This window comes from Paenibacillus ihuae (assembly GCF_001368795.1).
GTDB lineage: Bacteria > Bacillota > Bacilli > Paenibacillales > Paenibacillaceae > Paenibacillus_AQ > Paenibacillus_AQ ihuae.
The window spans coordinates 1,385-23,424 of record NZ_LN831202.1 but is presented as its reverse complement, the minus strand read 5'-3'; the positions used below and the strand labels follow the sequence as shown (position 1 = coordinate 23,424).

Below are 22,040 nucleotides of genomic sequence, written 5' to 3'. Positions count from 1 at the left end.
CCCGGACTCTGACCCGCCCGCCGTCACCTCTGCGGTTGTAAGCCGGATGTAGTCTGTGACCTTGGCCAGGTCGCTGTCCCGGTACAGATGCAGGGCCGGATAATGAGTATCCACATAGAGCGGAATGCCAAGGGCAGCGGCACGGATACAGAAGTGGCGGTCTTCTCCCCAGTAGGAAATATTCGGAATCCTGTCATAGCTGACTCCTGACTCGATGGCCCGGCGGCTGATCAGGGTGCATGCACCGAGTCCGCCTACTTCATAAATTCCCGGCTGCTGGAGCCTGGACAGGAATAGCTGGAATCTGCGGTTGATCTCCTCCGGACCTACCTTTTCCCCAGGGAGAATCTCCCACTGGTTGTATTCATCATGCATCCAGACCTGCGGCTGCAGTAAGGTGCCGGGCTGCCACTGGGTCCAGAATATCTCCGAAATGATATCTTTCTCCGTCCGGATCAGGTGATGCAGTGTATCAGGATGGAGGATTAGGTCGGAATCAATCAGGAACAGATGATCATAGCCAAAGGCCTCTGCCCGGCGGATCATCAGATTTTTGAAGCCGGCCACTTTCCAGACCAGGTCGGAATTCCAGAAATGAGTGGTATCATTGCGGATATACGCATCATGGAAGCCGGAGGACTGGTGGAAGACCTCGCTGCCGTCCGGGTCGAACCTCCGGAGCAGCTCACTTGCGGCATCATCCTCATTGTCATCGATAAAATAGAAATCCAGTGTCACTCCGTCACGCCGCAGGCGCAGCAGTGAATTCAGGAACTCATGCAGGATTTGCGGTTTTTGGTGAATCGGGCTGCCAACCAGCACCCGGGTCTTAGTCTCGCTCATAGCCGAACCCTCCTGAACAGGGTTATCATGGTATAGAACATCCCCTTGCATTCACAAATAGATGATATGAGTTATATATATTCAATATATTTAGAGACGTACGGGACTAGCCCTAATTTTGCTAATTTCCTCTAAGTTACAGATTTGAAAAAAACATTCATTGTAATTCCGGGTATTCCGCTATATAGTTCAAAATTATGCTCGAGGCAGCGCAATAAGCGGGAGGTTGTAGAACATGTCAGAAACAGTGAATAGGGTTAGATTATCACAATGGGATGCGCTGTTATTGGAGTCACTGCGGGGGCTGGGCTGGACGAATGAAGAACTGCTGGCAATTACCTCTGCCGGAGAACTGCCGGTGGACAACAGTCCGTTCGAATTTGATTATCAACAGCTCGCTGCTCTGGCAGCAGAGAAGCCGGAAGAATACCGCCAGGCTGTAACGGAAGGCTACCAGATTAAATACAATACGATCCGCGGCATCCGCAGCTGGATCTCTGTCGCCCTCGGCATAGAGCCGCAGCTGGAGCTGGAGGAAGGCAAAGAAGCGGTTGAGGTGTCTTTAACGGCAGACGAGAAACAACGTCTGGAAGACGTTCTGTCCTTTGGCTGGGTGATCAGCGGGGGAACGGAGTCTGGAGTCTACCGGATTGAACCGATCCAGCGGTAAGCCGCACGATAAAATAATTGCCCCCCGGCGATATGTCCGGGGGGCAATTTTTTGGGCAGATGGGGTTGCAAACTTATTATTCAGTGGCTGAAACGCGGGAACAGGGATAAACGTATGATAAGAAGCATGAAATAGGATAAGGAGGAATCCTGCGCCCGTTCTTTCCTTACATATTCAGCTGGATTTTGCGGGTGCTGAGTACGCCTTCCAGGCCGGTAGGGTCGGTACTCACTTTGTGGGATACAAAAGCTTCTGCCCGCTCCGAGGTGCGGATACGTAGCGGCTTGGTCTCCATATGCACCAGTTCCCACATGACGTCGGCTACGGACTCTGCTGTCTGGGGTTCTACATTCCGCTGCAGAAAGGTTGCGGTGTAAGCATCAATTACCGGCTTGTATTCGTCCTCCAGAATCCCGCCGGTGCCTTCTACATGCCCCAGCACGGTTTTGTTGAATTCTGTGGCAATCGCCCCCGCCTCCAGCAAAGTCACGTCGATGTTGAATTGCGGTTTGTAATAGGTAGCCAGACTTTCCAGCAGGCCTTCCACCGCAAATTTGCTGGCGCAGTATATTTCATTCATCGGCTGCCCAACTAGTCCGCCTACGCTTGAAGTGGCTACGATATGACCGTACCCGCTCTTACGCAGCAAGGGCAGTGCAGCCCGGATTGTATGCATTACGCCGTATACGTTGGTATCGAAGACACGGTGGATATCTTCCACCGGCGCTTGTCCAAGTGCGCGGAGGTAGCCGAACCCTGCATTGCAGAACAGTACGTCCAGCGAGCCGTGCTTACGGCTGATTTCGTCGATCACAAGCTGAATGCTATCCGGATCTGTGACTTCGAGATGGACGAAATGCAGATTGCCTGCTTCGCGGTACAGTTCCTGGTCGCGTGCCAGATTCCGCGTGCCGGCGTATACAGTCCAGCCTTCACGGGCGAATTTCAGAGCCGATGCCAGGCCGATTCCGGAAGAGGCGCCGGTAATGCAGATGATTTTGCTCATTAAATGCAACCTCCAATGAATTTGATGTTGGATAAATCAGGAATTTTTAAAAGATAGTCTACACATTATAGCATCTACCGGATGCATCTCTCTTGAATCCGACATAAAGTCCGCATTTTCGCCTATTTTTACGGCCTGGTTAAGTTGTATCAAAGTTTTCATTACTGTAGACTATAATTAAGTCTATAGTAGTAAGCGAATGGAGAGGAACAATGGAAGTGTTTAAGCGTTATTATGCAAATTTAACGATCCGGCGCTTTGGAATTCTGGTGCTGATCGGACTGCTGCTCTACAGTATCAGAGACATGCTGAATTTAGTGCTCCTGACATTTTTGATTGCTTACGTGATGAACAGTTTTCAGGTTCTGCTGACGAAGCGGATCAGCAAGTATATCCGGGTGAACAGCAAGGTCATAATTATCGTGTTGTACCTGGCCCTCATCACCATGATCGTACTTGCCCTGGTTAAATATCTGCCCAAAGTGTTCGAGCAAGTCAAGCAATTAACCACCTATTTATCGAATTTAACTTCTGAAGACATCCCGCAAAATGAGATTACCCAATACTTATTCGGCATGCTCAAGGATTTGAACTATCAGTCTTATCTAAAGGGCGGTATTGATTATGTGTTCAAAATCAGCAACTGGGGCACCACCTTCGTATTATCCACCATTCTGAGCTTTGTTTTCATCCTGGAAAAGGGCCGCATCGTCAGCTTTACTTCCCGCCTGAGAGAGAGCAAGATTTCCTGGTTCTACGTAGAGCTTGAGTATTTCGGCAAAAAATTCATTTCCTCCTTCGGCAAGGTCATTGAAGCGCAGATTCTGATCGCGCTGTTCAATACGTTCTTTACCGTGATCGGGTTATGGATACTCGGCTTCTTTTTTGAACCGTTCCCTTATCTGTTCGCGCTATCCGTGATGATCTTCCTGCTCAGCCTGATTCCGGTGGTCGGCTTCGTCATCTCGCTGGTTCCGCTCTGCATTATCGGCTATAACATCGGCGGGCTGGAAATGACGGTCTATGTACTCGCGATGATTGCCGTGCTGCATTTCATGGAGGGCTATTTCCTGAATCCGAAGCTGATGTCCTCGAAGATGAACTTGCCGATGTTCTACACCTTTATCGTGCTGCTGTTCTCCGAGCACTATATTGGCGTATGGGGACTTATTCTCGGGATTCCGATCTTTGTATTCTTCTTGGATATCCTTGAAATTACCCGTGATGAACCTGGCAAATAGCCGGAATTCCGTTCATAAAAGAGAGGCAGCCCGCATTTGCCAGCGGGCTGCCTTTTTCATAATCTAAGTATTCTGCAATCAGCCGAACGTGGTAGTGACACTCTGGGTCACAAGCTCTCTTACCTCGGCTTTTTGCGCTGCGTATTGTTCTCTTGTAATGCTGCCGCTGGCCAGCCGCGAATCCAGCTGCTGAGTCAGCTGTGCGACCTGGAGGTTGATAACCTTATGGATATTCCCGCCGTTTTCTGCGGCAATGTCCTTCAGGGACTTACCGTCGTAAAGAGCCTCGTACAGCTCTTCATCGGAGGACTGGTTCAGTGCTTCAAGCAGTTCGTCCTTGTCTGCCACAGCCGCAGAAGTAGACCATTTCGCTACCGGAGAGGTGATGGCGGCAGTTTTGCCCCAGGCTGTTCCTCCGAAAGACATAGCTACAATCATGGTCCCTACAATCATCACTCGTTTTATGTTCATGTAAATATCCTCTTTTCGTGTGCTAATATTGTGTATCAATCAAGGGGTGTAGTAGTCATTGTAGGATTTTCTCTAATCCTATTGTAAATTACCAAGCTGATAGCAACCTTAAATTTAATTAAATAATACCTTAAGTTTTACGTTGGCCTGACAGTGGGCTGACAGACTCTCCGTATACTCAAGAAATGGCTAATTACTTGCATGTTTATGCATGGAAAGCAAATTTGTACATATGGGGAGTGTTCGAAAGTTGAGAGTTACAACCAGAGGTAAACGCTTGTTTTCCGGTTTGATTGCAAGCAGTCTCATGCTTGGGGTCATGGTTCCTGGAGGATATGCCCAGGAGATTTCGCCGGATTTACAGCAGACATCATCATCCAAGCTTGTATCGGCCTTGAACGAAGTAATGCAACCGGAAGCACAGTATACTGCGGAATCGGTTACAGCCGCTGTCTATACTGCACCAGCCCAGGCGGGAGCTCTGCTCATTACAGAGCTTGTTCCAGACACGAAAAACATAGGCGGTGCCGATGGTTATGAATTCGTAGAGGTCTACAATAATACCGATGCTCCGGTTAGTTTCAATGATTACTACTTCTATTATTACGGCAGGGATACTTGGACTACGGGCGGAGATGCGGTTATTCCAGCCCGCGGGAATATTGTGTTCTGGATTATGAACGGTTCCAACCAGGAGGCGACTGCGGAGAGTTTCATCGCTAACTTTGCCCCAGCAGCTTCTCTGCAGGAGGGAGTGAACCTCTTCCGGATTAGCGGAGGAGGGGGCATGGCGAACACTTCCTCCCGCAACCTGCAAATCAAAAGTAAATCCGGGGATACGCTGATTAGTTCTGCTTCCTACACCAAGGATCAGGTGAAGGAGAATAACGGGATTGTCTACCAGTATCCGGAAGCCGGGGGTACAGAAATGGTACCGATGGCCGAAGCCGGCACGAATATAGCTACACCGGGAACCGTAACAGCGGCGCAGGTGCCGGTTCCGGTACCTGCCGATAAGTCACCGGAGATTATCCACACTCCGGTGGCCAGTACCGATCCGGCGGATCTCGTCATTCATGCGGCGGTTACCAATCTGCCGCAGGAAACGCCTCCCGCAGTAGAGCTGCTGTACCGTACCTCTTCGCAGCTCCGGGATACGGTTATCGCCATGACTCCGGCAGGCGGCGGGGACTATTCTGCTGTCATTCCGGCAGCGGCACTGGAAGAACCCGAGCTGAACTACAGCATCCGGGTGAAGAATGTCACCGAGAGCTATTCGGTACACGTGAATCTGCCGGAATTCGATCCTGCGGCGGTGCCGCCTCTGCTCGTGACGGAGCTGCTGCCCAACTCCACCAACGTAGCAGGAACCTCCAGCGACGCCTTTGAGTTTATCGAGGTTTACAACAATACGGACCAACCGCTTGATTTCAAGAACTACAAGCTGTTCTACCGCGATACCGACAAAGGAGCTTCGGCGGATGTGAAATGGCCGTCCACGCAGGAGAGCTTCCTGATTCCGGCGCAGCAGTCGGTAGTATTCTGGGTCATTAACAGTGCTAATGCCGGCTATAAGGCAAGCGACTTTAATGCGGCTTTTAATACAAGTCTGGTAGAAGGCACAAATCTCTTCCTCATCAAAAGTAACGGTATGGCCAACTCCGGCCGCCGGGCGATCGTCATCAAGAGCAACACGGAGAAGGAAATTTCCGCAGCTTATTATGATGCTGACACCATTTATAATGGCGGGACTAAAGGTGACGAAACCAAGGAAAACAAAGCGCTGCTGTATAAATATCCCGCGAATGGCTCCAGCAGAATGCTGAAGATCAGCTCCGGGGCGGCTGCTCCGTCCCCGGGCACTACGGAGCCAGCGCAGGTTCCTGGCATACCGGTTCATATCGAACCGGATAACGAAGCGCCTACAGTGAATGACCTCACCGGGGTAACCGAGGTGGATCAATCGGCAAGCCTTGATCTTAGGGCATTTGTCGATGACAATATGGAAATTACATCTGTGGAAGTGAGAGTGGCCTCAGATAAGCAACCGGACTATGTTAGCCATAACCTGGCCCAGGACTACAATGATAACCTGTACCATTTCAAATTAACCTCCGCTGATTTGATCGGCAGAAATGAGATCCGGTATTATTTTGTAGTTTCTGACGGAACACAGGAGACAGAAACACCAGAAATGAAGGTGGCTGTCACCGGCGGGCCGGATCAGTCGGCGCTGCGTTTAAATGTTAAGGATGATGCGCTGCTGCATGGTGCCGTTACTGTAAAGGGAACCTCCGCAAACGCCTCTGCCGCTGAGCTGGGCTTAAGCATTGACGGCAAGGTGATGGATTCCCAGCAGACGTATAGCACGCTTGAGAATGATGCTTACTTTGTATTTGAAGCAAAGAATGTTGATTACTATTTCAAAAACGCTGTTACGATGGGACCTGAGGAATTAGGGGATCAGAGCATTTTGTATACGTTTTTGGACCCTATTACCTCTTATACAACACTGTCCTTCCCGATTTCTGCTGACAGACTGCAGGCTGGTGCGGACAATGTGATCTACATCCGTGCAGGATCTAAATCCTCTCCGTTTGATCCGCGGCCGGAAGAGAACAAAGACGACTTCGAGGTCAAGAATGTCCGTCTATTGCTGGCTGACGGAACGGAGATATGGGACCCTTCATACAGCGGGCGCGATAAAGAAATCAAGATGGGCGACAGTACGGGCAAGCTGCCCTCCATTGGCTTCCGCTTTGAACTGAAGCCGGAGCTGCTGCGTGCCAAGACCTTCAACTGGGATACGACAACAGTGCAGGACGGGCCGCACACCATTGGGCTTGTATTGGGGTCCGGGCAAGTGAAGTCCAAGGTCATTGTGGACAATACTGCTCCGTCTATCCAGCCGAACCTTGAAGAAGGAAAGACCTACCGAGGCAATTTCAAGATTAACGCTGCCATCGATGATGTGTACGCCGGTGTGGATCAGGTCAGCGTGAAGCTGGATGACAAGCAGATTGAACTGCCTTATGTCACCTCATCCGGGAAGCTGCGGGGGGAACCCATCATCTGTCCATCACGGCGACCGATAAGGTCGGCAACAAGGCAGAGAAGCAGATTGCCTTCGAGGTTCCTGAAGAGAACCCGCTTGCGCCGCAGCTGGTTGCACCCGCCAATGGGGCAAGCAGCATCGGCACTAACCCGGGCCTGGCCGTCAAGGTAGAAGACCCGACGGGTGACAAGCTGAACGTTAAGTTCTTCCAAGGGTACAAGTATGATGCCAACCATCCGGAGCAAGGCTTCGCTGGCTTTAAGAATGCTTCCGACACAGAGCCGCCTAAGCAGCCGGTTCCTGCCGGTGAACAGGCGCTCACTGCTGAAGAGTATAGCAAAATCAGTTCCGTTGACGGGAATTATCTGGTCAATGATGCGGTGGAGCAGTTCCCGTATCAGCGTTATGAAATCAAACTGGATGAATCCGTAAAAGCTGCAGACCGTGTGGACCTTGAATGGAAGGGTAACTCTCTGCCGGGCCGGAAAGTCAGTCTGTATGCCTGGAGCCCTGCGCTGCAGAACTGGGTCCTGCTGGATCACAAGATTGCGGCTGCGGATGACTTTGAACTCAAAGCTACAGTAGCCGCCGGAGAATATGCCGAAGGCGGCAAGATTGCCGTTATGGTGCAGGATGAGATCTCTGCTGTGCCGGCAGCAACAGTTACTCAGGACACGTATGACTTCTCTTTTGTATGGATGTCCGATACCCAATATTATTCGCAGAGCTACCCTTACATTTACCGTAAAAATGTACAGTGGATTGCCGACAACAAAGACAGCCTGAACCTTAAATATGTTATTCATACCGGCGATGTGGTCGATAAATCCTATCAGGAATATGAATGGCAAGAGGCCGACATGGACATGAAGGTGCTGGAGGATGCAGGAATTCCTTACGGCGTGCTTGCGGGCAATCATGATGTTGGTCACCAGAACGGCGATTATACGAAATTCTGGGAGTATTTTGGCGAATGGCGTTTCAAGAACCTCCCTATCTATGGGGGATCCTACGACAATAACCGCGGGCACTATGATCTCGTTTCTGCGAACGGCAATGATTTCATTATTGTTTATATGGGCTGGGGATTGGCTGACCAGGAAATTCAGTGGATGAACGAGGTAGTTGCCCGTTATCCTGAGCGCAAAGCGATTCTGTGCCTGCATGAATACATGCTTGTATCCAACAACCGCGCACCAATCGCCGATAAGATTTTTGAAGAGGTAGTGAAGCCGAATAAGAACGTATTTGCAGCGTTGTCCGGACACTATCATGATGCCGAGCTAAAAGTAGATCAGCTGGATGACAATGGCGACGGCGTTGCCGACCGCAAGGTGTATCAAATGCTGGCTGATTACCAGGGGGCTGCTGAAGGCGGTCTTGGATATATCCGGCTGCTTCAGTTTGATATAGCGAACAATCAGCTGCATGTGAAGACCTACTCTCCGTACCTGGATGATTATAATTATTACAATGAGAATGAATATCCCGGCAAAGATGAGTTCACGCTTGATCTGGATCTGCAGCCGGTGACCAAACGTGTGGCGACTGATTATATCGGCGTGAAGGTGTACAGTGACCAGGAGATTGCCGCGAAGGCTGGAGTAGCCAGCGGTTCGGAAGTGAAGGCAACCTGGAGCAAGCTGAAACCGGATAGCTATTATCAGTGGTATACCAAGGTGGAAGACGAGAATACAGGCAGTGTGCTGTCTGATATCTGGGGGTTCTACACTGGAAAAGAGGACGTAACACCAACAACGACGCCAACGCCAACGCCAACCCCGGCACCGGGGGGAACGCCTTCACCATCACCAGAGGTAACGCCATCACCCACACCGGTTTCAATTCCGGGTTCGGGCTCTGCACCGTCGGCCTCAGCTTCACCAAGCCCGGCAGCAGGCGCTGCAGCGGATAAAGGCAGCATCCTGCTGAATAAAGGCAGCGATGGCAGCTACAACGCAAGCTTGGCCGATTTCCAGAAGGCGATTGAGGAATCAGCTGATGCAGCGGTACAGATTCGGTTGAACGATGGGGCTGCAGGCCAGGCGGCTATCCAGCTGGTACTGGATGCAGCAGGGGTGAAGCAGGCCGCAGACAGCGGGAAGGCATTGAAGGTTATCGGCTCCGGATTCCAGCTGACGGTTCCGGCTTCATCGCTGCCGGAAATTCCGGCAGGCAGTGATCAGCTGCAGCTGATTATTAATACTGCGCTGACATCACAGATTGAGCAGGCAATCCAGACAAGCAGCAGTTCCGCTAACGGGATGAGCCAGCCGAAGGCAGCCGTCACTGTGGAGCTTAGAGCATCAGTGAGAGGTCAGGAAACAACGGTTCACCAGCTCAGGGGAAAAGTAACTGTAGCCTTGACGCTAACGTCAGCCCAGCTTGCGGCTGTCAATCAGGATTATGCCGGTGTTTATTATATTGACGGAAGCCGCCTACAGTATATGGGCGGGGTATTTCAGAATAACACCGTCAGCTTTACGACCGATCACTTCTCAACTTATGCGGTAATGGAATACCACAAGCAATTCAGCGATGTGAGCGGAAGCTGGGCCGAGAGCTTTATTACAAAGCTGGCTGCCAAGCACATGATCATGGGCGTGGATGAGAACCACTTCGGACCGCTGACGAATGTAACGCGCGCGGACTTTGCTGTGCTGGCCATGCGTGTTATGGGACTGGAAGGTGCATCCCTCACTGCGGGGGCTAGTGCTTTTACCGATGTGCAGGAAGGCGCATATTATGCCCAAGCTGTAGCGAAGATGTCAGAGCTTGGAATTATGGAAGGCAACGGAGGCAGCTTCCGTCCGAAGGACACAATTACACGCGAAGAAGCGGCACTTGTGATGAGCAGACTGCTGCAATATAAGAACGGTGCATCATCCCGGGACACTGCCGCTGCAGGTGTGAAATTCGCAGATGATGGCAGCATCTCCGCATGGGCAAAGGATGCGGTGAGCGAACTGCAGGCCAAGGGCCTGATCAACGGCAAGAACGGCAACCGGTTTGATCCGCAGGGTAAGATTACGCGGGCGGAAACTGCGAAGCTGGTATACAGTTTATTAGGAAATTAAGCTTGGGGTGTAAGCAGGCCGGAGGAGACTCCGGTCTGTTTTTTGCCGTCTGTATCCTGGGCCGCAACTGTTCCGGCAGGTTCTGAAGGTTTGTCCGGTGGCTAAACAACGGTATACTAGCAATAGGATGCCTAAAAGGCTCAGGTAGTGAATTACTGGTGAAGAAGGTGAACCGCCGATGAATAAAAAAGTACTGGTTGTTGATGACGAACAGAGCATTTCCAGTGCAATTGCCTATGCGCTGCGGCGTGAAGGCTATGAGGTGGATACGGCCGCTGACGGGGAGGAAGCGCTCTCCAAGGTGCTGACCTTCCATCCGAATGTGCTGGTGCTGGACGTGATGATGCCGAAGCTGAGCGGCTATGATGTATGCCGCCGGCTGGAGAACCGGGATGATATAGGGATTATTCTGCTGACAGTCAAAAATGATATTGTCGATAAAATTGTCGGGTTGGAGCTAGGGGCAGATGATTACATGACCAAGCCGTTTGAAATCCGTGAGCTGCTGGCCCGTGTCAAGGCGCTGCTGCGCAGGCTGGAGAAGAAGACAGGTGAAGCCGCCGGTGAGGTAATCGAGTATGGTGCGCTGCGCGTGTACCCCGACAGGCGCTCTGCCGAGCTTGGGGATGAGGAGCTGGAGCTGACGCCGAAGGAATTTGATCTGCTGCTGCTTCTGCTCTCCCATCCGCAGCGTGTATATATGCGGGAAGAGCTGCTGGAGCAGGTATGGGAGATGGACTATGCCGGCGGCACGCGCACCGTGGATATCCACATCCAGCGTCTGCGCAAAAAGCTCGGCGAGCCGTATCAGAATATGCTGCAGACGGTTTATGGCGTCGGGTATAAAGCTGTACCGGCCGGGAGCTACTCATGAGAGTCAGCATCAAGCTGAAATTCAGCCTGTTCCTGGGGCTGCTGCTGATCCTGGCTATCAGTGTGCTGAGCTATTTCGTGCTTCGCGGCGTAGAGCGCAATGAGCTGACCCAGGCGGAGGCCTCGCTCGCCCAGCATGTCAAAACCGTCAATCTACGGGTGAAGCAGACCTACTACACGGGAGTCCGGCTTCCCCCGCAGCAATTTCTGCAGCGGCGCGGGCGTGAGCTGGCGGCCGAGCTGGCCGGCTTTACCGGTCTTGAGGTCACGCTGTACGATGTGCAAGGTGAGCAGGCAGGGACCTCGGTGCAGCGTGAGCCTGCACAGGGAAGTGCCGCTATCGCCGATGCACTGGCCTATGCGCTGCAGAACAAGATCGCTTACCAGAATGCAGGCGACAAGCTGCTCTATCTGGCTCCGCTTCAAGGCCCGGATGGGCAGATGGGGGTAGTGCAGCTGCAATATTCGCTGAGAGTGCGCAAAGCTTCCAGCAGACCCTCCGCAATCTGTTCCTGACGACCGGAGCCGCGGTGCTCCTGCTAAGCTTCATTACCGGTTATTTGTATTTCAACCGCGCCGCCTCTGCGATCAGCCGCTTGAAGAAGGCGGCAGAGTCGATCCGCCGGACCGAATATATCACATCTCCGCCGCTTACGCGGAGGGATGAGCTGGGTGAGCTGGCCGAAGGGATATATTTTATGAGTAAGGAGATTGAGCGCAGTATTGCCGCAAAGGATGAGGAGCAGCGTAAATTACAGCTCGCCGTGACGAAGCTTCAGGCGCTGGAACAGCAGCAGAAGCAGTATATCGGCAATATCAGCCATGAATTCAAGACACCGCTGACCTCGATCAAGGCCTATGTGGACCTGCTTAACATGTATGATGATGATCCCAAGCTGCTGCTGGAGGCCAAGACCAATATCGCCAAGGAAAGTGACCGGCTGTATGAGATGGTGGACAAGGTGCTGCAGCTGACCGCACTGGAGAAATATGATTTCGAATCGCAGGCGGAGTTGTTTGAGGTAGCCGAAGGGCTGCGGGATATCTGCGGCCGGATGAACGGCAAGGCCGAGCGGTTCGGCCTGACGATTACGCTGGAGGCGGAGCCTGTGCACATCTGGATCGACAAAGAGAGCTTCATGCATATCTTCATCAACCTGATCGATAATGCCATTAAATATAATGTCCCGCAGGGGGCTGTCCATCTGCGCAGTGAGGTCCGGAAGGGTCGGGTATGGATCACGATCAGCGATACCGGCATCGGCATCCCGGCGGAAGCGCGGGACAAAATCTTCGAGCCCTTCTATACGGTTAACCGCGACCGCTCCCGGGCGTCGGGAGGCACCGGTCTCGGGCTGTCACTGGTGCGCAATCTGGTCGAGAAGCAGAACGGCAGCATTGTCCTGCTGGAGACAGAGGGCGAAGGCTCGGCGTTCCAGCTTTCTTTTCCGGTAATGGCGTGAGGATTAATAAACTTTACAAGTTGGAAACATTATGCAGCGTTTTAGAAATACTCTTCCGGTAAGCTTGGGGCATTGGAGCAATAACACTGTAGGGGGAAGTAATGATGATTATACTAACAGGCGGCAGGCTGCGCAGGGCGGGTCAGGTGGTGCTGGGCACAGCGCTTGTGCTGACTACGGCATGCAGTTCGGGGAATACGGAGTCGCGGCAGGTCATTGACAAGTCGGGTACCCAAATTACAGTAATGGACAATACCAGCGAGTCTGTATACACCAAGCTGAAGCTGGAGGGTATCGACAAGATCGAAGGTGTGCGCGGCATGGACTGGGTCAGTGAGGATGTCATTGCGGTGGACAAAGAAAACCGGAATCTTACCCCGCAGACGATTGAAGGCACGGAACGTTATCCGCATAATCTCTATTTGCATAACCTTTCCTCCGGGGAGGAAACTGCGCTCCAGGAAGGGGACAAGAATTACGGCTCTGCTCAGCTGTCCCCTGATAAGAAGCATATTCTGTACAAAGAAGCAGAGGATGTGGTGGGCCTCGGCTACATCATGAATCTAGATACAGGCGCCTCTATCAAGGTGGACGAAGCTCCGTTCCGGCTGGAAGAAGGAGCGTGGGCGGACGACGGGCATGTGATTTTTCCGAGTATGGACGGCACTATTTATAGGACTGATGTGCAGGGCGCGAAGGAGGCTGTTGTGAAGCCCGGTGAAGCGTATGTACATGAGGTGGGGCAGTCGGGGAACATCATCTACTATGTGACTGGTGAGGAAATGCAGCTTAGCGCCTATGACACTGAGAACAAGCAGACCAAGGTTCTGAAAAAGAGTGTGGCCTGGGTCGTTCCGTCTCCTAACGGCAGCAAGCTGGCCATTGTGAAGCGGACCAAGCCGGGAGAGATGGTGCTGGTACTCTGTGACAGCGAAGGCAATGAGCAGTCGGAGCTGGCCTCGGGCCAGCAGGTCTTCGGAACCAGCTGGTCGCCGGACGGCAGCAAGCTGGCGTATTCGTTAATCGCTGAGAATGCAGCAGATGACCAGAATGGCGTGTTCATCACCACACTTGAGACCGGGGAGCAGACCCCGCTGCTTGGAGATATTGAGATTGCCGACCAGCTGCGCTGGAGTCCTTCCGGCAAGAAGCTGCTGGCTTCATCGGCTGTGCTGAAGGATAACGCCTTTCAGATCACGACATATGTGATTAGGCTGTCGTAAGGCATAAGAGAAAAAGCGCCCGGGATATGGCAGCTGCTGATGCCATATCCCGGGCGTTTATTAATGCTGCTATTAAGGAATTAGCTGGTTAAGCTGGTTCAAAAGCTCGTTGATCTGGCTGATCGTTTCCGGAATCCCTGTCGATTCGAAGGCTGCTTTGCCCTCCTCCAGATTAGTTGAAGCTTGATCCAGACCCTGCTGAAGCTTCTCGTTGTAGCTGACAATGGATTGATGCAGATCCGTCGCATACTCCGGAACCTGAAGATTGGCATACCCGGAAATCTGTTCCTTCAGAGCAGCCAGCCTTTCTACCAATGCCTCCTTAGCCTGCGGATTTGTGGCTGCATCGGCTGCCAGCGAATCCATATCCTGCCCGAATTCTGTCAGCGTCTGCATGTAAGAAGCTGTATCGGCGGTGAAGCTGACGCTATTCCCCACCTTTTCTGCAAACCCGCAGCCCGGTACAATGAGCAGGATGAACAGCAGCAGACTTAGACTGTATTTCTTCATTCGCTTCACTCCTCCTTGAGTTATCGTATGTGCCAGGTTTACTCTAGTTCATACGGAAGTATACAGAGCGGGTTGCGGGAAATTAACTTTTGTCTAAATTCATACTTGACAGGTGGGTTTAAAGGGATATATGATTACACCAATAGTTCACCACTAATTAAATGAACAGTGAAATAATTACCTGAGCCGATTGGACCGCCAAAGGCTCCCGCAATACTACCCTATGGAGGGAGTGTGCCGGGAGCCTTTTTTTGTTGGCTATGGAGGAAGGCAGGGAGCGCATGACAGATGAAAAGTGGGAGCGCCTGGAGGAGGCGGACTGGCTCTTCCGCAAGATGGTAAGAAGATTCGTGAAGGAGCGTGACCGGGTGAAGGTGGGAGGCATTGCCCTGCCGGGCATGCTGATCCTGAACAAGATTATCCGCGAGGGCGAGCAGCGGCTCGGCGATCTGGCAGAGCAGCTCGATTTCACTTCCGGTGCCATCACGGCACTGAGCGACAAGCTGGAAAAAGGCGGGTACACGGTACGCCGGCGGAAGGAAGATGACCGCAGGACAGTATTGCTGGATATTACGGCAAAAGGGCGGGAGCTAGTTCAGCAGAGCAGCAATGTGGGAGCCCGATGTATCACGCTTCTGTTCGAGGGTTTCACGGAGGAGGAGCTTGCGCAGCAGAGCCGTTTCTATGAACGGATTATCGGGAATCTGGAAGGCTTCTCGGATACTCTGCTGGAGCTGGCCCGGCACAATACCGAAGCCGCTGCGACCCGCCCTGAACAGAAGCCGCGAAAAACCGCGTCAGAGAACAAGTATCTTAGCTATTAACGAATAATGAGCTCACAAAAACTTAAGCGTATGCTTCCGAAGCTAGTTTTTGTACGAAGCTAACTCAGGAAGTCTATGCTCACAAAAACTTTGAGGAGAGATGATCATGGGACACTCAACAATTTATCCGACAGGAGCTACGGTGTATAACCCGGCCAAGGCATGGAGCGGTTATACCGTCTATCAGGCAGGTGAAGAAGGGGTTGTGCTGATCGACATGAACGGTAAAGAGGTGCATCTGTGGAAGGGCCTGCTCAGCTTCCCTGCCAAAATCCTCCCGGGCGGCTACGTGCTGGGTAGTACAGGCAGAAGGGATCCGAAGTTCGGCATTCAGGATAATGTCGATCTGGTACAGGTGGATTGGAACGGCAATATTGTCTGGAAATTCAACGGTTATGAGCACATCGAGGATCCCGGCTACGAACCGCTGTGGTATGCACGCCAGCATCATGACTATCAGCGGGAAGGCAATCCGGTCGGCTATTATGCTCCGGGCCTTGAACCTAAGGTGAACAGCGGCAAGACGCTGATTCTGGCCCACAAAAACCTACACAACCACGAAATCTCCAACAAGGAACTGCTGGATGATACGATTCTTGAAGTGGATTTTGAGGGAAATGTGATCTGGGAATGGGCAGCCAGCGACCATTTTGCAGAGCTTGGATTTGATGAAGCGGCCCGCAATGTATTATTCCGTGATCCGAATACACGCTCCTTCGGCCATCTGGGCGGGGGCGTCGGCGACTGGCTGCACATCAACTCGGCTTCCTATGTAGGACCGAACAAATTCTACGATAACGGGGATGCGCGTTTCCACCCGGACAACATTATCTGGGATGCCCGTGAAGCGAACATTATCGCGATTACAGACCGGGCAACAGGCGCGATTGTCTGGCGGCTCGGCCCCGACTATAACCTGCCTGAAGTGAAGCATATCGGCTGGATTATCGGGCAGCATCATGCCCACATTATTCCGAAAGGGCTGCCGGGCGAAGGCAACCTGCTCGTATTCGATAACGGCGGCTGGGGCGGTTACGGATTACCTAACCCTGCGTCCCCCTACGGACAGAAGAATGCCGTGCGCGACCACTCGCGGGTTCTGGAGATTAATCCGGTCACCTTCGATATTGAGTGGCAGTACACCTCGGCAGAAGCCGGCTTCTCTGTACCCACTGACTCCTATAAATTCTACAGTCCTTATATCAGCTCGGCCCAGCGCCTTGCCAACGGTAATACACTGATCACAGAAGGTTCAAACGGCAGATTGTTTGAGGTTACGGCAGAGCATGAAATTGTCTGGGAGTATATCTCCCCTTATAAAGACGGCAGAAACACCAACATGGTCTACCGCTCCTACCGTGTGCCTTACAGCTGGGTACCACAGCTTGAGAAACCGCAGGAAACAGAGATTGAGCCCATTGATGTAACCAGCTTCAGAGTACCGGGTGCCGCACCCAAGGGATCGGATTCAATAGTGAGTGTCGCCACAACTCTGCCGTTCATGGAGGGGGCCGCTTGTGTGGCAACAGCAGAAGAAGGCGTTCTTCAGAAAAAAGGCTAGATCACTAATAAACGAAGAGGTGCATCGTCTTGAAAAAATCATGGTACGGTTCAGCATTCCTGCTCTTATCTATATCACTTGTTGTTATCCTGTCGGGCTGCAGTTCCAAGGGGGACGCGGCCGCCTCTGGAGAGGCTGCGGGTAATCAGCACAAGACACTTAAGATCAAAATCGCCGACACCAACACTAACCCGGTATTCCGGGTAGCGGCGGATAAAGGCTTTTTCAAAAATCATGGCATCGACGCTGAAATCATCACCTTCGCTTCGCCGGCGGAAGGGGTTAACGCCTTGTTCATTAAACAGGTGGATGTAGCATACGGTGCAGACTTTCCGGTGCTGAATGCGGTGTCCAAGGGCGGCTATTCGATTATCGCTTCGGCCGGCCAGGCTACCGACCAGGCTGCTGCGGCCTGGAAGCTCTACGTAAGGGACAATATTCAGTCTGCTGCTGATCTGAAGGGAAAGAACCTCAGCTTTATCCGGGGGACCTTTATCCCGTATTTGTGGGATGAGTACCTGAAGGAGCAGGGGATTGCGCTAAGTGATGTAACCTTAACAGGGCAGGGCGGTTTTGACGAAGCTTTTATTGCCCTGAAGCAGGGTGACATTGATGCAGCCTGGGTGATCGGTTCGGCGCTGGTTGATAAGCTGGCTGCGCTGGAAGGGGTGCATGAGCTGAGTGATATGTCCAAAACCCCAGTACGGCTGGGCATGGGACTTGTGAGCGGAGACGAGTTCATCCAGGCGAATCCCGGTGGCATCGGCGAATTCCTGGCTGCGGTGAATGAGGCTTCCACCTACGCCCAGGCCCATCCTGACGAAGTTGCGGATCTCATGTATGCGGAAGTGAAGCAGCCGAAGGAGAATACGCTGAAGGATCTGCCTCTAAATCCATGGATCATCGGCTTTACTCCTGCTGCTTACGACAGTCTGGCCGGCCAGAAGAAATACATGATTGATGCGGGTATTATCGAGAAGGACTTTGATCTGGAGAGCAAACTGAATCTGGAGCCGCTTAAGCAGGTTCTGCCGGATACAGTGACTTACGGGGAATAACTAGCCGCTACACAAAACTAAGCTTATGCTTCCGAAGCAAGTTTTGTCCGAAATCTAATCATTGAAGTGTTGCTACACAAAACTAAGCGTATGCTTCCGAAGCGAGTTTTGAACGAAGCAAATTCATGAGGTATCGCTACACAAAACTTTTAGGAGGTGTCCAAATGTCTACACTAGCGAGTCAGAGCCAGCACACCATTCAGATTGAGAAGCTCCGGAAAAGCTACAGTGAGCAGACAGCCGGAGACGTTCATTACATTATCAAAGATGTGAATCTTGTGATCAGAGGCGGTGAATTCTTCGTTCTGCTCGGCCCGAGCGGCTGCGGGAAATCGACACTGCTGAATATGATCGCCGGGTTTGTCTCCAAATCCGGGGGCAATCTGAAGGTGGATAATATTGAGATCGACAGACCGGGGAGAGACCGTGCAGTGGTGTTCCAGCAGGCGGATTCCTCCCTGTTCCCGTGGCTGACCGTTCGTGAGAACGTGGAATTCGGATTGCGGATGAAGAAGACGCCCAAAACGGAACGCCGCAAGATCTCTGACCGCTACATCGGACTTGTCGGGCTGAACGGTCATGAGGAGAAGTTTCCGAAGGAATTGTCCGGAGGCATGAAGCAGCGGGTGCAGCTGGCCCGTGTACTGGCGAATGATCCGGCGATTCTTTTGATGGATGAACCCTTCGGGGCCCTGGATGCGATGACCCGGCGGACGATGCAGAAGGAGCTGGTCAACATCTGGCGGGAAACGCATAAGACGGTTATTTTCGTAACACATGATATTCAAGAGGCGCTGCTGCTTGGTGAGCGGATCGGCATTATGTCCGTAGGTCCTTCCTCCAATATCACTGATATTTATGACAATGCGCTGCCGTTTCCGCGGGATGTAGCCTCACCGGAATTCTACTCGCTCTATAACCAAATTCAAGGACATTTCGAAGAATAGGATAAGGGGGTGACACCTGATGAAATGGGTGGAGAAAAAATGGGTCTCCGTCTCTCTGCTGTGGATTGCCGCACTGGGCATCTGGCAGCTGGGCGCCGCAATATACGGGCCTGATGTGATCCCCGGTCCGTGGGCTACGCTAAAAGGCGGGCGGGAGCTGGTGAGCGACGGCACCCTGATGCAGTATATCGGGATCAGCTTTTACCGGGTGCTGGTGGGCTGGGTGCTGGGCAGTCTGCTGGCAATTCCGGTCGGGCTGATCATCGGCAAAGTGAATATCATCCGGATTTTTGCCGAGCCGTTTCTGAATTTTATCCGCTTTATTCCGCCGATTGCCTTCATTACGCTGTTCCTCGTATGGTTCGGCATCGGCGAGCAGTCGAAAATCGCCCTGATCATGTACGCGACTTTCTTCATCGTGGTGCTGAATACGCTGACCGGCGTAATGTCGGTGGAGGAGGACAAAATCCGTTCCGCCCGCAGCATGGGGGCCAGTGAATGGCAGATCCTGCTGCATGTGATCGTTCCGGCGACAACGCCTTATATTTTCACCGGGATACGGCTGGCGATGGGGACCTCCTACATGGCGATTATCGGCGCGGAGATGATTGCCTCGAATGAAGGCGTGGGCTATCTGATCTGGAACTCCCGCCTGTTCTTCCGCACGGACTGGATTTTTGTGGGGCTGTTCTGCCTGGGATTCATGGGTTTTTTCACGGACCGGGTGTTCGGCTGGTTTGGCCGCAGGGTGCTGTACCGCTATGGTGTAGTTAGTGTGGCGGCGCGGAAGCGCTGATCTTAATCATCTCTCACAGAAACGGGTGCTGTCCCTAAAAGGACAGTTAACCCGTTTCTTTTTGTTTACAAATGTTTCTATTTCACTTAATGCCCGGCAAATACTGGCCCCATATACTTCAGTTGGGCAGCGAATAGCTTGGAACAGAGAGAACGCCCGCAAATAAGAATTTAGGAGTGAACGGGAAATCATGAAAAAGAGATTCAAACAGCAGTTATCTATGGGTCTGATGTTGTCCTTGCTCGTCCTCTTGCTTGCCGCTTGTTCCAACTCGGAGGCCAAGGCTGATGAAACCGGGAATTCTGCCGGAACGGAGCTGAGCTTAAGCGAAATTGAAGCCGCCGCCAAAACGGAGGGTGCGGTAGTCAGCGTAGGCATGCCGGATTCCTGGGCCAACTGGAAGGATACGTGGACTGATATTACAGGGAAGTATGGAATTACACATACAGATACAGATATGTCGAGCGCAGAGGAAATTGCCAAGTTCGAGGCAGAGAAGGACAAGCCGACAGCCGATATCGGGGATGTTGGGATTGCCTTCGGACCGGTTGCGGTGGATAAAGGGGTAACCCAGCCGTATAAAACCTCCTATTGGGACGAGATTCCCGATTGGGCCAAGGACAAGGACGGAAACTGGATTGTCGGCTACCAGGGCAGCATCGCCTTCCTGACCAACACCAAGCTGGTGGCTGATCCGCCGAAAAGCTGGGAGGACCTGAAGAACGGCAGCTACAAAATCATCGTCGGCGATGTAACGAAAGCAGCGCAGTCCCAGATGGCCGTGCTTGCTGCCGCAATTGCTTTTGGCGGAGATGAGTCGAATATTGAGCCGGGAATTGCTTTTTTTGAGGATCTGGCTAAAAAAGGCCGGCTCTCCAATGCCGAGGCTTCACTCGCCAACATCGAGAAGGGTGAAGTGGAAATGACGCTGCTCTGGGATTTCAATGCGCTGAATTACCGGGATCAGATCGGCAAGGACGGCTTTGACGTCGCTATTCCGAAGGAGGGCAGTGTCGTGAGCGGTTATGCCACAATCATCAATAAATGGGCACCCCATCCGAATGCCGCCAAGCTGACCCGTGAGTACATCCTCAGCGATGAGGGCCAGATTAATCTGGCCAAGGGCTACGCCCGACCGATCCGCGACAGCGTCAAGCTGCCGGAGGATGTATCTGCTAAGCTGCTGCCGAAAGAGGAATATGTCAACGCTAAGCCGGTCGGTGACTACAAGGCATGGGAAGAAACGGCGAAGAGCATTCCGCAGCTGTGGCAGGAACGTGTGCTTGTGCATTTGAACTAAATGAAGAAGATGAAACAGAGACAACGCGGGGTCATTCTGGCCCTGCTTCCTTTTGTGCTGATGGTGCTCGCCTTTCAGGTAGTTCCCCTGTTGTCCATGCTGACAGGCAGCTTTCGCAGGGAGGACGGAACCGGGTTTACGCTGGGCAATTATCTTCACGCTGTGCAGAGCGCCTATTATATGCAGGCAATCAAGAACAGCCTGCTGATCTCTGCCGCCTCCAGTGTGATCGGCATCGCGGCTGGCCTGCTGTGTGCCTACTGCATCACCCGGTTTACCCCGGCGGTGCGGGATAGGCTGCTGATGCTCTCGAATATGACCTCGAATTTTGCCGGAGTGCCGCTTGCGTTTGCCTATATTATTCTGCTCGGCAACAATGGCGTCTTTACGCTGCTGTTCAAGCAGTGGGGCTGGAGCGTATTCTCGGACTTTAACCTCTACAGCTGGTCCGGGCTGATCCTGGTCTATGTCTATTTCCAGATTCCGCTGGCTCTGCTGCTGCTCTATCCGGCTTTTTATGGCATCCGGGAGCAGTGGAAGGAAGCGGCTGCCCTGCTGGGGGCAGGCTCCTGGCAATTTTGGAGAACCGTAGGCCTGCCGGTGCTGTCACCGGCGGTCTTCGGCACACTCGGCATCCTCTTCGCCAATGCGATGGGGGCTTACGCGACTGCCTATGCGCTGGTCGGCGGCAACTATAATCTGCTGGCCGTCCGCATCGGCTCGCTGGTTGCCGGAGATGTGGTGACCCAGCCGCAGATGGGCAGCACGCTGGCCGTTCTGCTGGCTCTGAGTACGCTGCTGGCCGTTTATCTCAATCAGCGGATGGTCCGGCTTACCGAAGGTTTTGTCAGCATACCGCCCCGGAAACGGATCTGGCGGAGAGAAGCCTCAGCAGGCGTACGGGCTGCGGCCCTGGAGGAGGCAGGACAATGAACACACGGCGAAGCGGGCTGGCCCCGCGTACGTTTATGCTGCTGCTCATGGTCTATTTGCTGCTGCCGCTGCTGGCGACGGGACTGTGCGCATTCGCAGAGAACTGGCAGAACACCCTGCTGCCTGAGGCTTGGACCTTCAGCTGGTTTGGCGAGATGTTTAAGGACATCCGCTTCCTGGAGGCGCTGT

The 22,040-nt window shown here is 52.7% G+C and carries 19 protein-coding genes and 1 pseudogene; 16 read left to right on the top strand and 4 right to left on the bottom strand.

The annotated features are described in order from the left end of the window. On the bottom strand, positions 1 to 843 hold an 843-nt coding region (locus AQR02_RS25920), incomplete at its 3' end, for a glycosyltransferase family 2 protein (RefSeq protein ID WP_425340030.1). 235 nt (positions 844 to 1,078) lie between these two features. Between AQR02_RS25920 and AQR02_RS25915 the strand changes: the two genes are divergently transcribed. After that, entirely contained in the window at positions 1,079 to 1,513 is a 435-nt protein-coding gene (locus tag AQR02_RS25915; protein ID WP_054943258.1) for a hypothetical protein, read from the top strand. 166 nt (positions 1,514 to 1,679) lie between these two features. Here the strand turns inward: AQR02_RS25915 and AQR02_RS25910 are convergent, their stop codons facing one another. Continuing rightward, positions 1,680 to 2,519 carry an SDR family oxidoreductase gene (locus tag AQR02_RS25910; RefSeq protein ID WP_054943257.1) on the bottom strand — a complete coding sequence of 280 codons (840 nt, stop codon included), beginning with the start codon at positions 2,517 to 2,519 and terminating at the stop codon, positions 1,680 to 1,682. Positions 2,520 to 2,731: 212 nt separating this feature from the next. Here AQR02_RS25910 and AQR02_RS25905 point away from each other — a divergent pair, with 212 nt between their 5' ends. Next, on the top strand, positions 2,732 to 3,760 hold the full coding sequence (locus AQR02_RS25905) for an AI-2E family transporter (RefSeq protein WP_054943256.1): 1,029 nt from the start codon (positions 2,732 to 2,734) through the stop codon (positions 3,758 to 3,760). Between the two features lie 78 nt (positions 3,761 to 3,838). Here the strand turns inward: AQR02_RS25905 and AQR02_RS25900 are convergent, their stop codons facing one another. Beyond that, positions 3,839 to 4,231, bottom strand: coding sequence for a hypothetical protein (locus AQR02_RS25900; protein ID WP_054943255.1), 393 nt, complete (start codon positions 4,229 to 4,231; stop codon positions 3,839 to 3,841). Positions 4,232 to 4,481: 250 nt separating this feature from the next. Between AQR02_RS25900 and AQR02_RS25895 the strand changes: the two genes are divergently transcribed. The 6 genes from AQR02_RS25895 (at position 4,482) to AQR02_RS25875 (ending at position 13,922) form a co-directional block, all read left to right on the top strand. Continuing rightward, positions 4,482 to 7,457, top strand: coding sequence for a lamin tail domain-containing protein (locus AQR02_RS25895; protein ID WP_159067846.1), 2,976 nt, complete (start codon positions 4,482 to 4,484; stop codon positions 7,455 to 7,457). Positions 7,458 to 7,666: 209 nt separating this feature from the next. After that, positions 7,667 to 10,363 (top strand): S-layer homology domain-containing protein, encoded by a 2,697-nt coding sequence (locus AQR02_RS25890; RefSeq protein ID WP_054943253.1) that lies wholly within the window; start codon positions 7,667 to 7,669, stop codon positions 10,361 to 10,363. 178 nt (positions 10,364 to 10,541) lie between these two features. Then, entirely contained in the window at positions 10,542 to 11,237 is a 696-nt protein-coding gene (locus tag AQR02_RS25885) for a response regulator transcription factor (RefSeq protein WP_054943252.1), read from the top strand. Next, positions 11,234 to 11,752, top strand: a complete 519-nt coding sequence (locus tag AQR02_RS34915; protein ID WP_245237746.1) for a hypothetical protein — start codon at positions 11,234 to 11,236, stop codon at positions 11,750 to 11,752. The genes AQR02_RS25885 and AQR02_RS34915 overlap by 4 nt, the downstream gene beginning before the upstream one ends. Positions 11,753 to 11,766: 14 nt before the next feature. Beyond that, a complete protein-coding gene (locus tag AQR02_RS34910; RefSeq protein ID WP_245237745.1) occupies positions 11,767 to 12,699 on the top strand; it encodes a sensor histidine kinase in 933 nt (310 codons plus the stop codon). A gap of 104 nt (positions 12,700 to 12,803) precedes the next feature. Then, positions 12,804 to 13,922: a TolB family protein gene (locus AQR02_RS25875; protein WP_054943251.1), complete on the top strand. Its 1,119-nt coding sequence runs from the start codon at positions 12,804 to 12,806 to the stop codon at positions 13,920 to 13,922. A gap of 72 nt (positions 13,923 to 13,994) precedes the next feature. Here the strand turns inward: AQR02_RS25875 and AQR02_RS25870 are convergent, their stop codons facing one another. Further along, positions 13,995 to 14,432 (bottom strand): DUF6376 family protein, encoded by a 438-nt coding sequence (locus tag AQR02_RS25870; RefSeq protein WP_054943250.1) that lies wholly within the window; start codon positions 14,430 to 14,432, stop codon positions 13,995 to 13,997. A gap of 281 nt (positions 14,433 to 14,713) precedes the next feature. Here AQR02_RS25870 and AQR02_RS25865 point away from each other — a divergent pair, with 281 nt between their 5' ends. From AQR02_RS25865 to AQR02_RS25830, 8 genes and pseudogenes are all read left to right on the top strand, one after another. After that, complete coding sequence (locus tag AQR02_RS25865) at positions 14,714 to 15,256, top strand: MarR family winged helix-turn-helix transcriptional regulator (RefSeq protein ID WP_054943398.1); 543 nt, start codon at positions 14,714 to 14,716, stop codon at positions 15,254 to 15,256. Positions 15,257 to 15,362: 106 nt separating this feature from the next. Further along, on the top strand, positions 15,363 to 16,817 hold the full coding sequence (locus tag AQR02_RS25860) for an aryl-sulfate sulfotransferase (RefSeq protein ID WP_054943249.1): 1,455 nt from the start codon (positions 15,363 to 15,365) through the stop codon (positions 16,815 to 16,817). 29 nt (positions 16,818 to 16,846) lie between these two features. Next, positions 16,847 to 17,875 carry an ABC transporter substrate-binding protein gene (locus tag AQR02_RS25855; RefSeq protein ID WP_054943248.1) on the top strand — a complete coding sequence of 343 codons (1,029 nt, stop codon included), beginning with the start codon at positions 16,847 to 16,849 and terminating at the stop codon, positions 17,873 to 17,875. Positions 17,876 to 18,039: 164 nt separating this feature from the next. Then, positions 18,040 to 18,822 (top strand): ABC transporter ATP-binding protein, encoded by a 783-nt coding sequence (locus tag AQR02_RS25850; RefSeq protein WP_054943247.1) that lies wholly within the window; start codon positions 18,040 to 18,042, stop codon positions 18,820 to 18,822. Between the two features lie 19 nt (positions 18,823 to 18,841). Next, the gene (locus AQR02_RS25845; protein ID WP_054943246.1) at positions 18,842 to 19,618 is read left to right on the top strand and encodes an ABC transporter permease; all 777 of its coding nucleotides are present in this window, start codon (positions 18,842 to 18,844) and stop codon (positions 19,616 to 19,618) included. A 190-nt stretch (positions 19,619 to 19,808) separates the two neighbouring features. Further along, entirely contained in the window at positions 19,809 to 20,918 is a 1,110-nt protein-coding gene (locus AQR02_RS25840; protein WP_054943245.1) for an ABC transporter substrate-binding protein, read from the top strand. 9 nt (positions 20,919 to 20,927) lie between these two features. After that, the gene (locus tag AQR02_RS25835) at positions 20,928 to 21,851 is read left to right on the top strand and encodes an ABC transporter permease (RefSeq protein WP_054943397.1); all 924 of its coding nucleotides are present in this window, start codon (positions 20,928 to 20,930) and stop codon (positions 21,849 to 21,851) included. Then, positions 21,848 to 22,040: pseudogene (locus AQR02_RS25830) on the top strand (ABC transporter permease); the annotation flags it as partial. The gene AQR02_RS25835 and the pseudogene AQR02_RS25830, both read left to right, overlap by 4 nt.

Coding starts and splice junctions, on each gene's coding strand:
- AQR02_RS25915 (WP_054943258.1), top strand. CDS start 1,079: ATGTCAGAAACAGTGAATAGGGTTAGATTATCACAATGGGATGCGCTG.
- AQR02_RS25910 (WP_054943257.1), bottom strand. CDS start 2,519: ATGAGCAAAATCATCTGCATTACCGGCGCCTCTTCCGGAATCGGCCTG.
- AQR02_RS25905 (WP_054943256.1), top strand. CDS start 2,732: ATGGAAGTGTTTAAGCGTTATTATGCAAATTTAACGATCCGGCGCTTT.
- AQR02_RS25900 (WP_054943255.1), bottom strand. CDS start 4,231: ATGAACATAAAACGAGTGATGATTGTAGGGACCATGATTGTAGCTATG.
- AQR02_RS25885 (WP_054943252.1), top strand. CDS start 10,542: ATGAATAAAAAAGTACTGGTTGTTGATGACGAACAGAGCATTTCCAGT.
- AQR02_RS34915 (WP_245237746.1), top strand. CDS start 11,234: ATGAGAGTCAGCATCAAGCTGAAATTCAGCCTGTTCCTGGGGCTGCTG.
- AQR02_RS25875 (WP_054943251.1), top strand. CDS start 12,804: ATGATTATACTAACAGGCGGCAGGCTGCGCAGGGCGGGTCAGGTGGTG.
- AQR02_RS25870 (WP_054943250.1), bottom strand. CDS start 14,432: ATGAAGAAATACAGTCTAAGTCTGCTGCTGTTCATCCTGCTCATTGTA.
- AQR02_RS25865 (WP_054943398.1), top strand. CDS start 14,714: ATGACAGATGAAAAGTGGGAGCGCCTGGAGGAGGCGGACTGGCTCTTC.
- AQR02_RS25860 (WP_054943249.1), top strand. CDS start 15,363: ATGGGACACTCAACAATTTATCCGACAGGAGCTACGGTGTATAACCCG.
- AQR02_RS25850 (WP_054943247.1), top strand. CDS start 18,040: ATGTCTACACTAGCGAGTCAGAGCCAGCACACCATTCAGATTGAGAAG.
- AQR02_RS25845 (WP_054943246.1), top strand. CDS start 18,842: ATGAAATGGGTGGAGAAAAAATGGGTCTCCGTCTCTCTGCTGTGGATT.
- AQR02_RS25840 (WP_054943245.1), top strand. CDS start 19,809: ATGAAAAAGAGATTCAAACAGCAGTTATCTATGGGTCTGATGTTGTCC.
- AQR02_RS25835 (WP_054943397.1), top strand. CDS start 20,928: ATGAAACAGAGACAACGCGGGGTCATTCTGGCCCTGCTTCCTTTTGTG.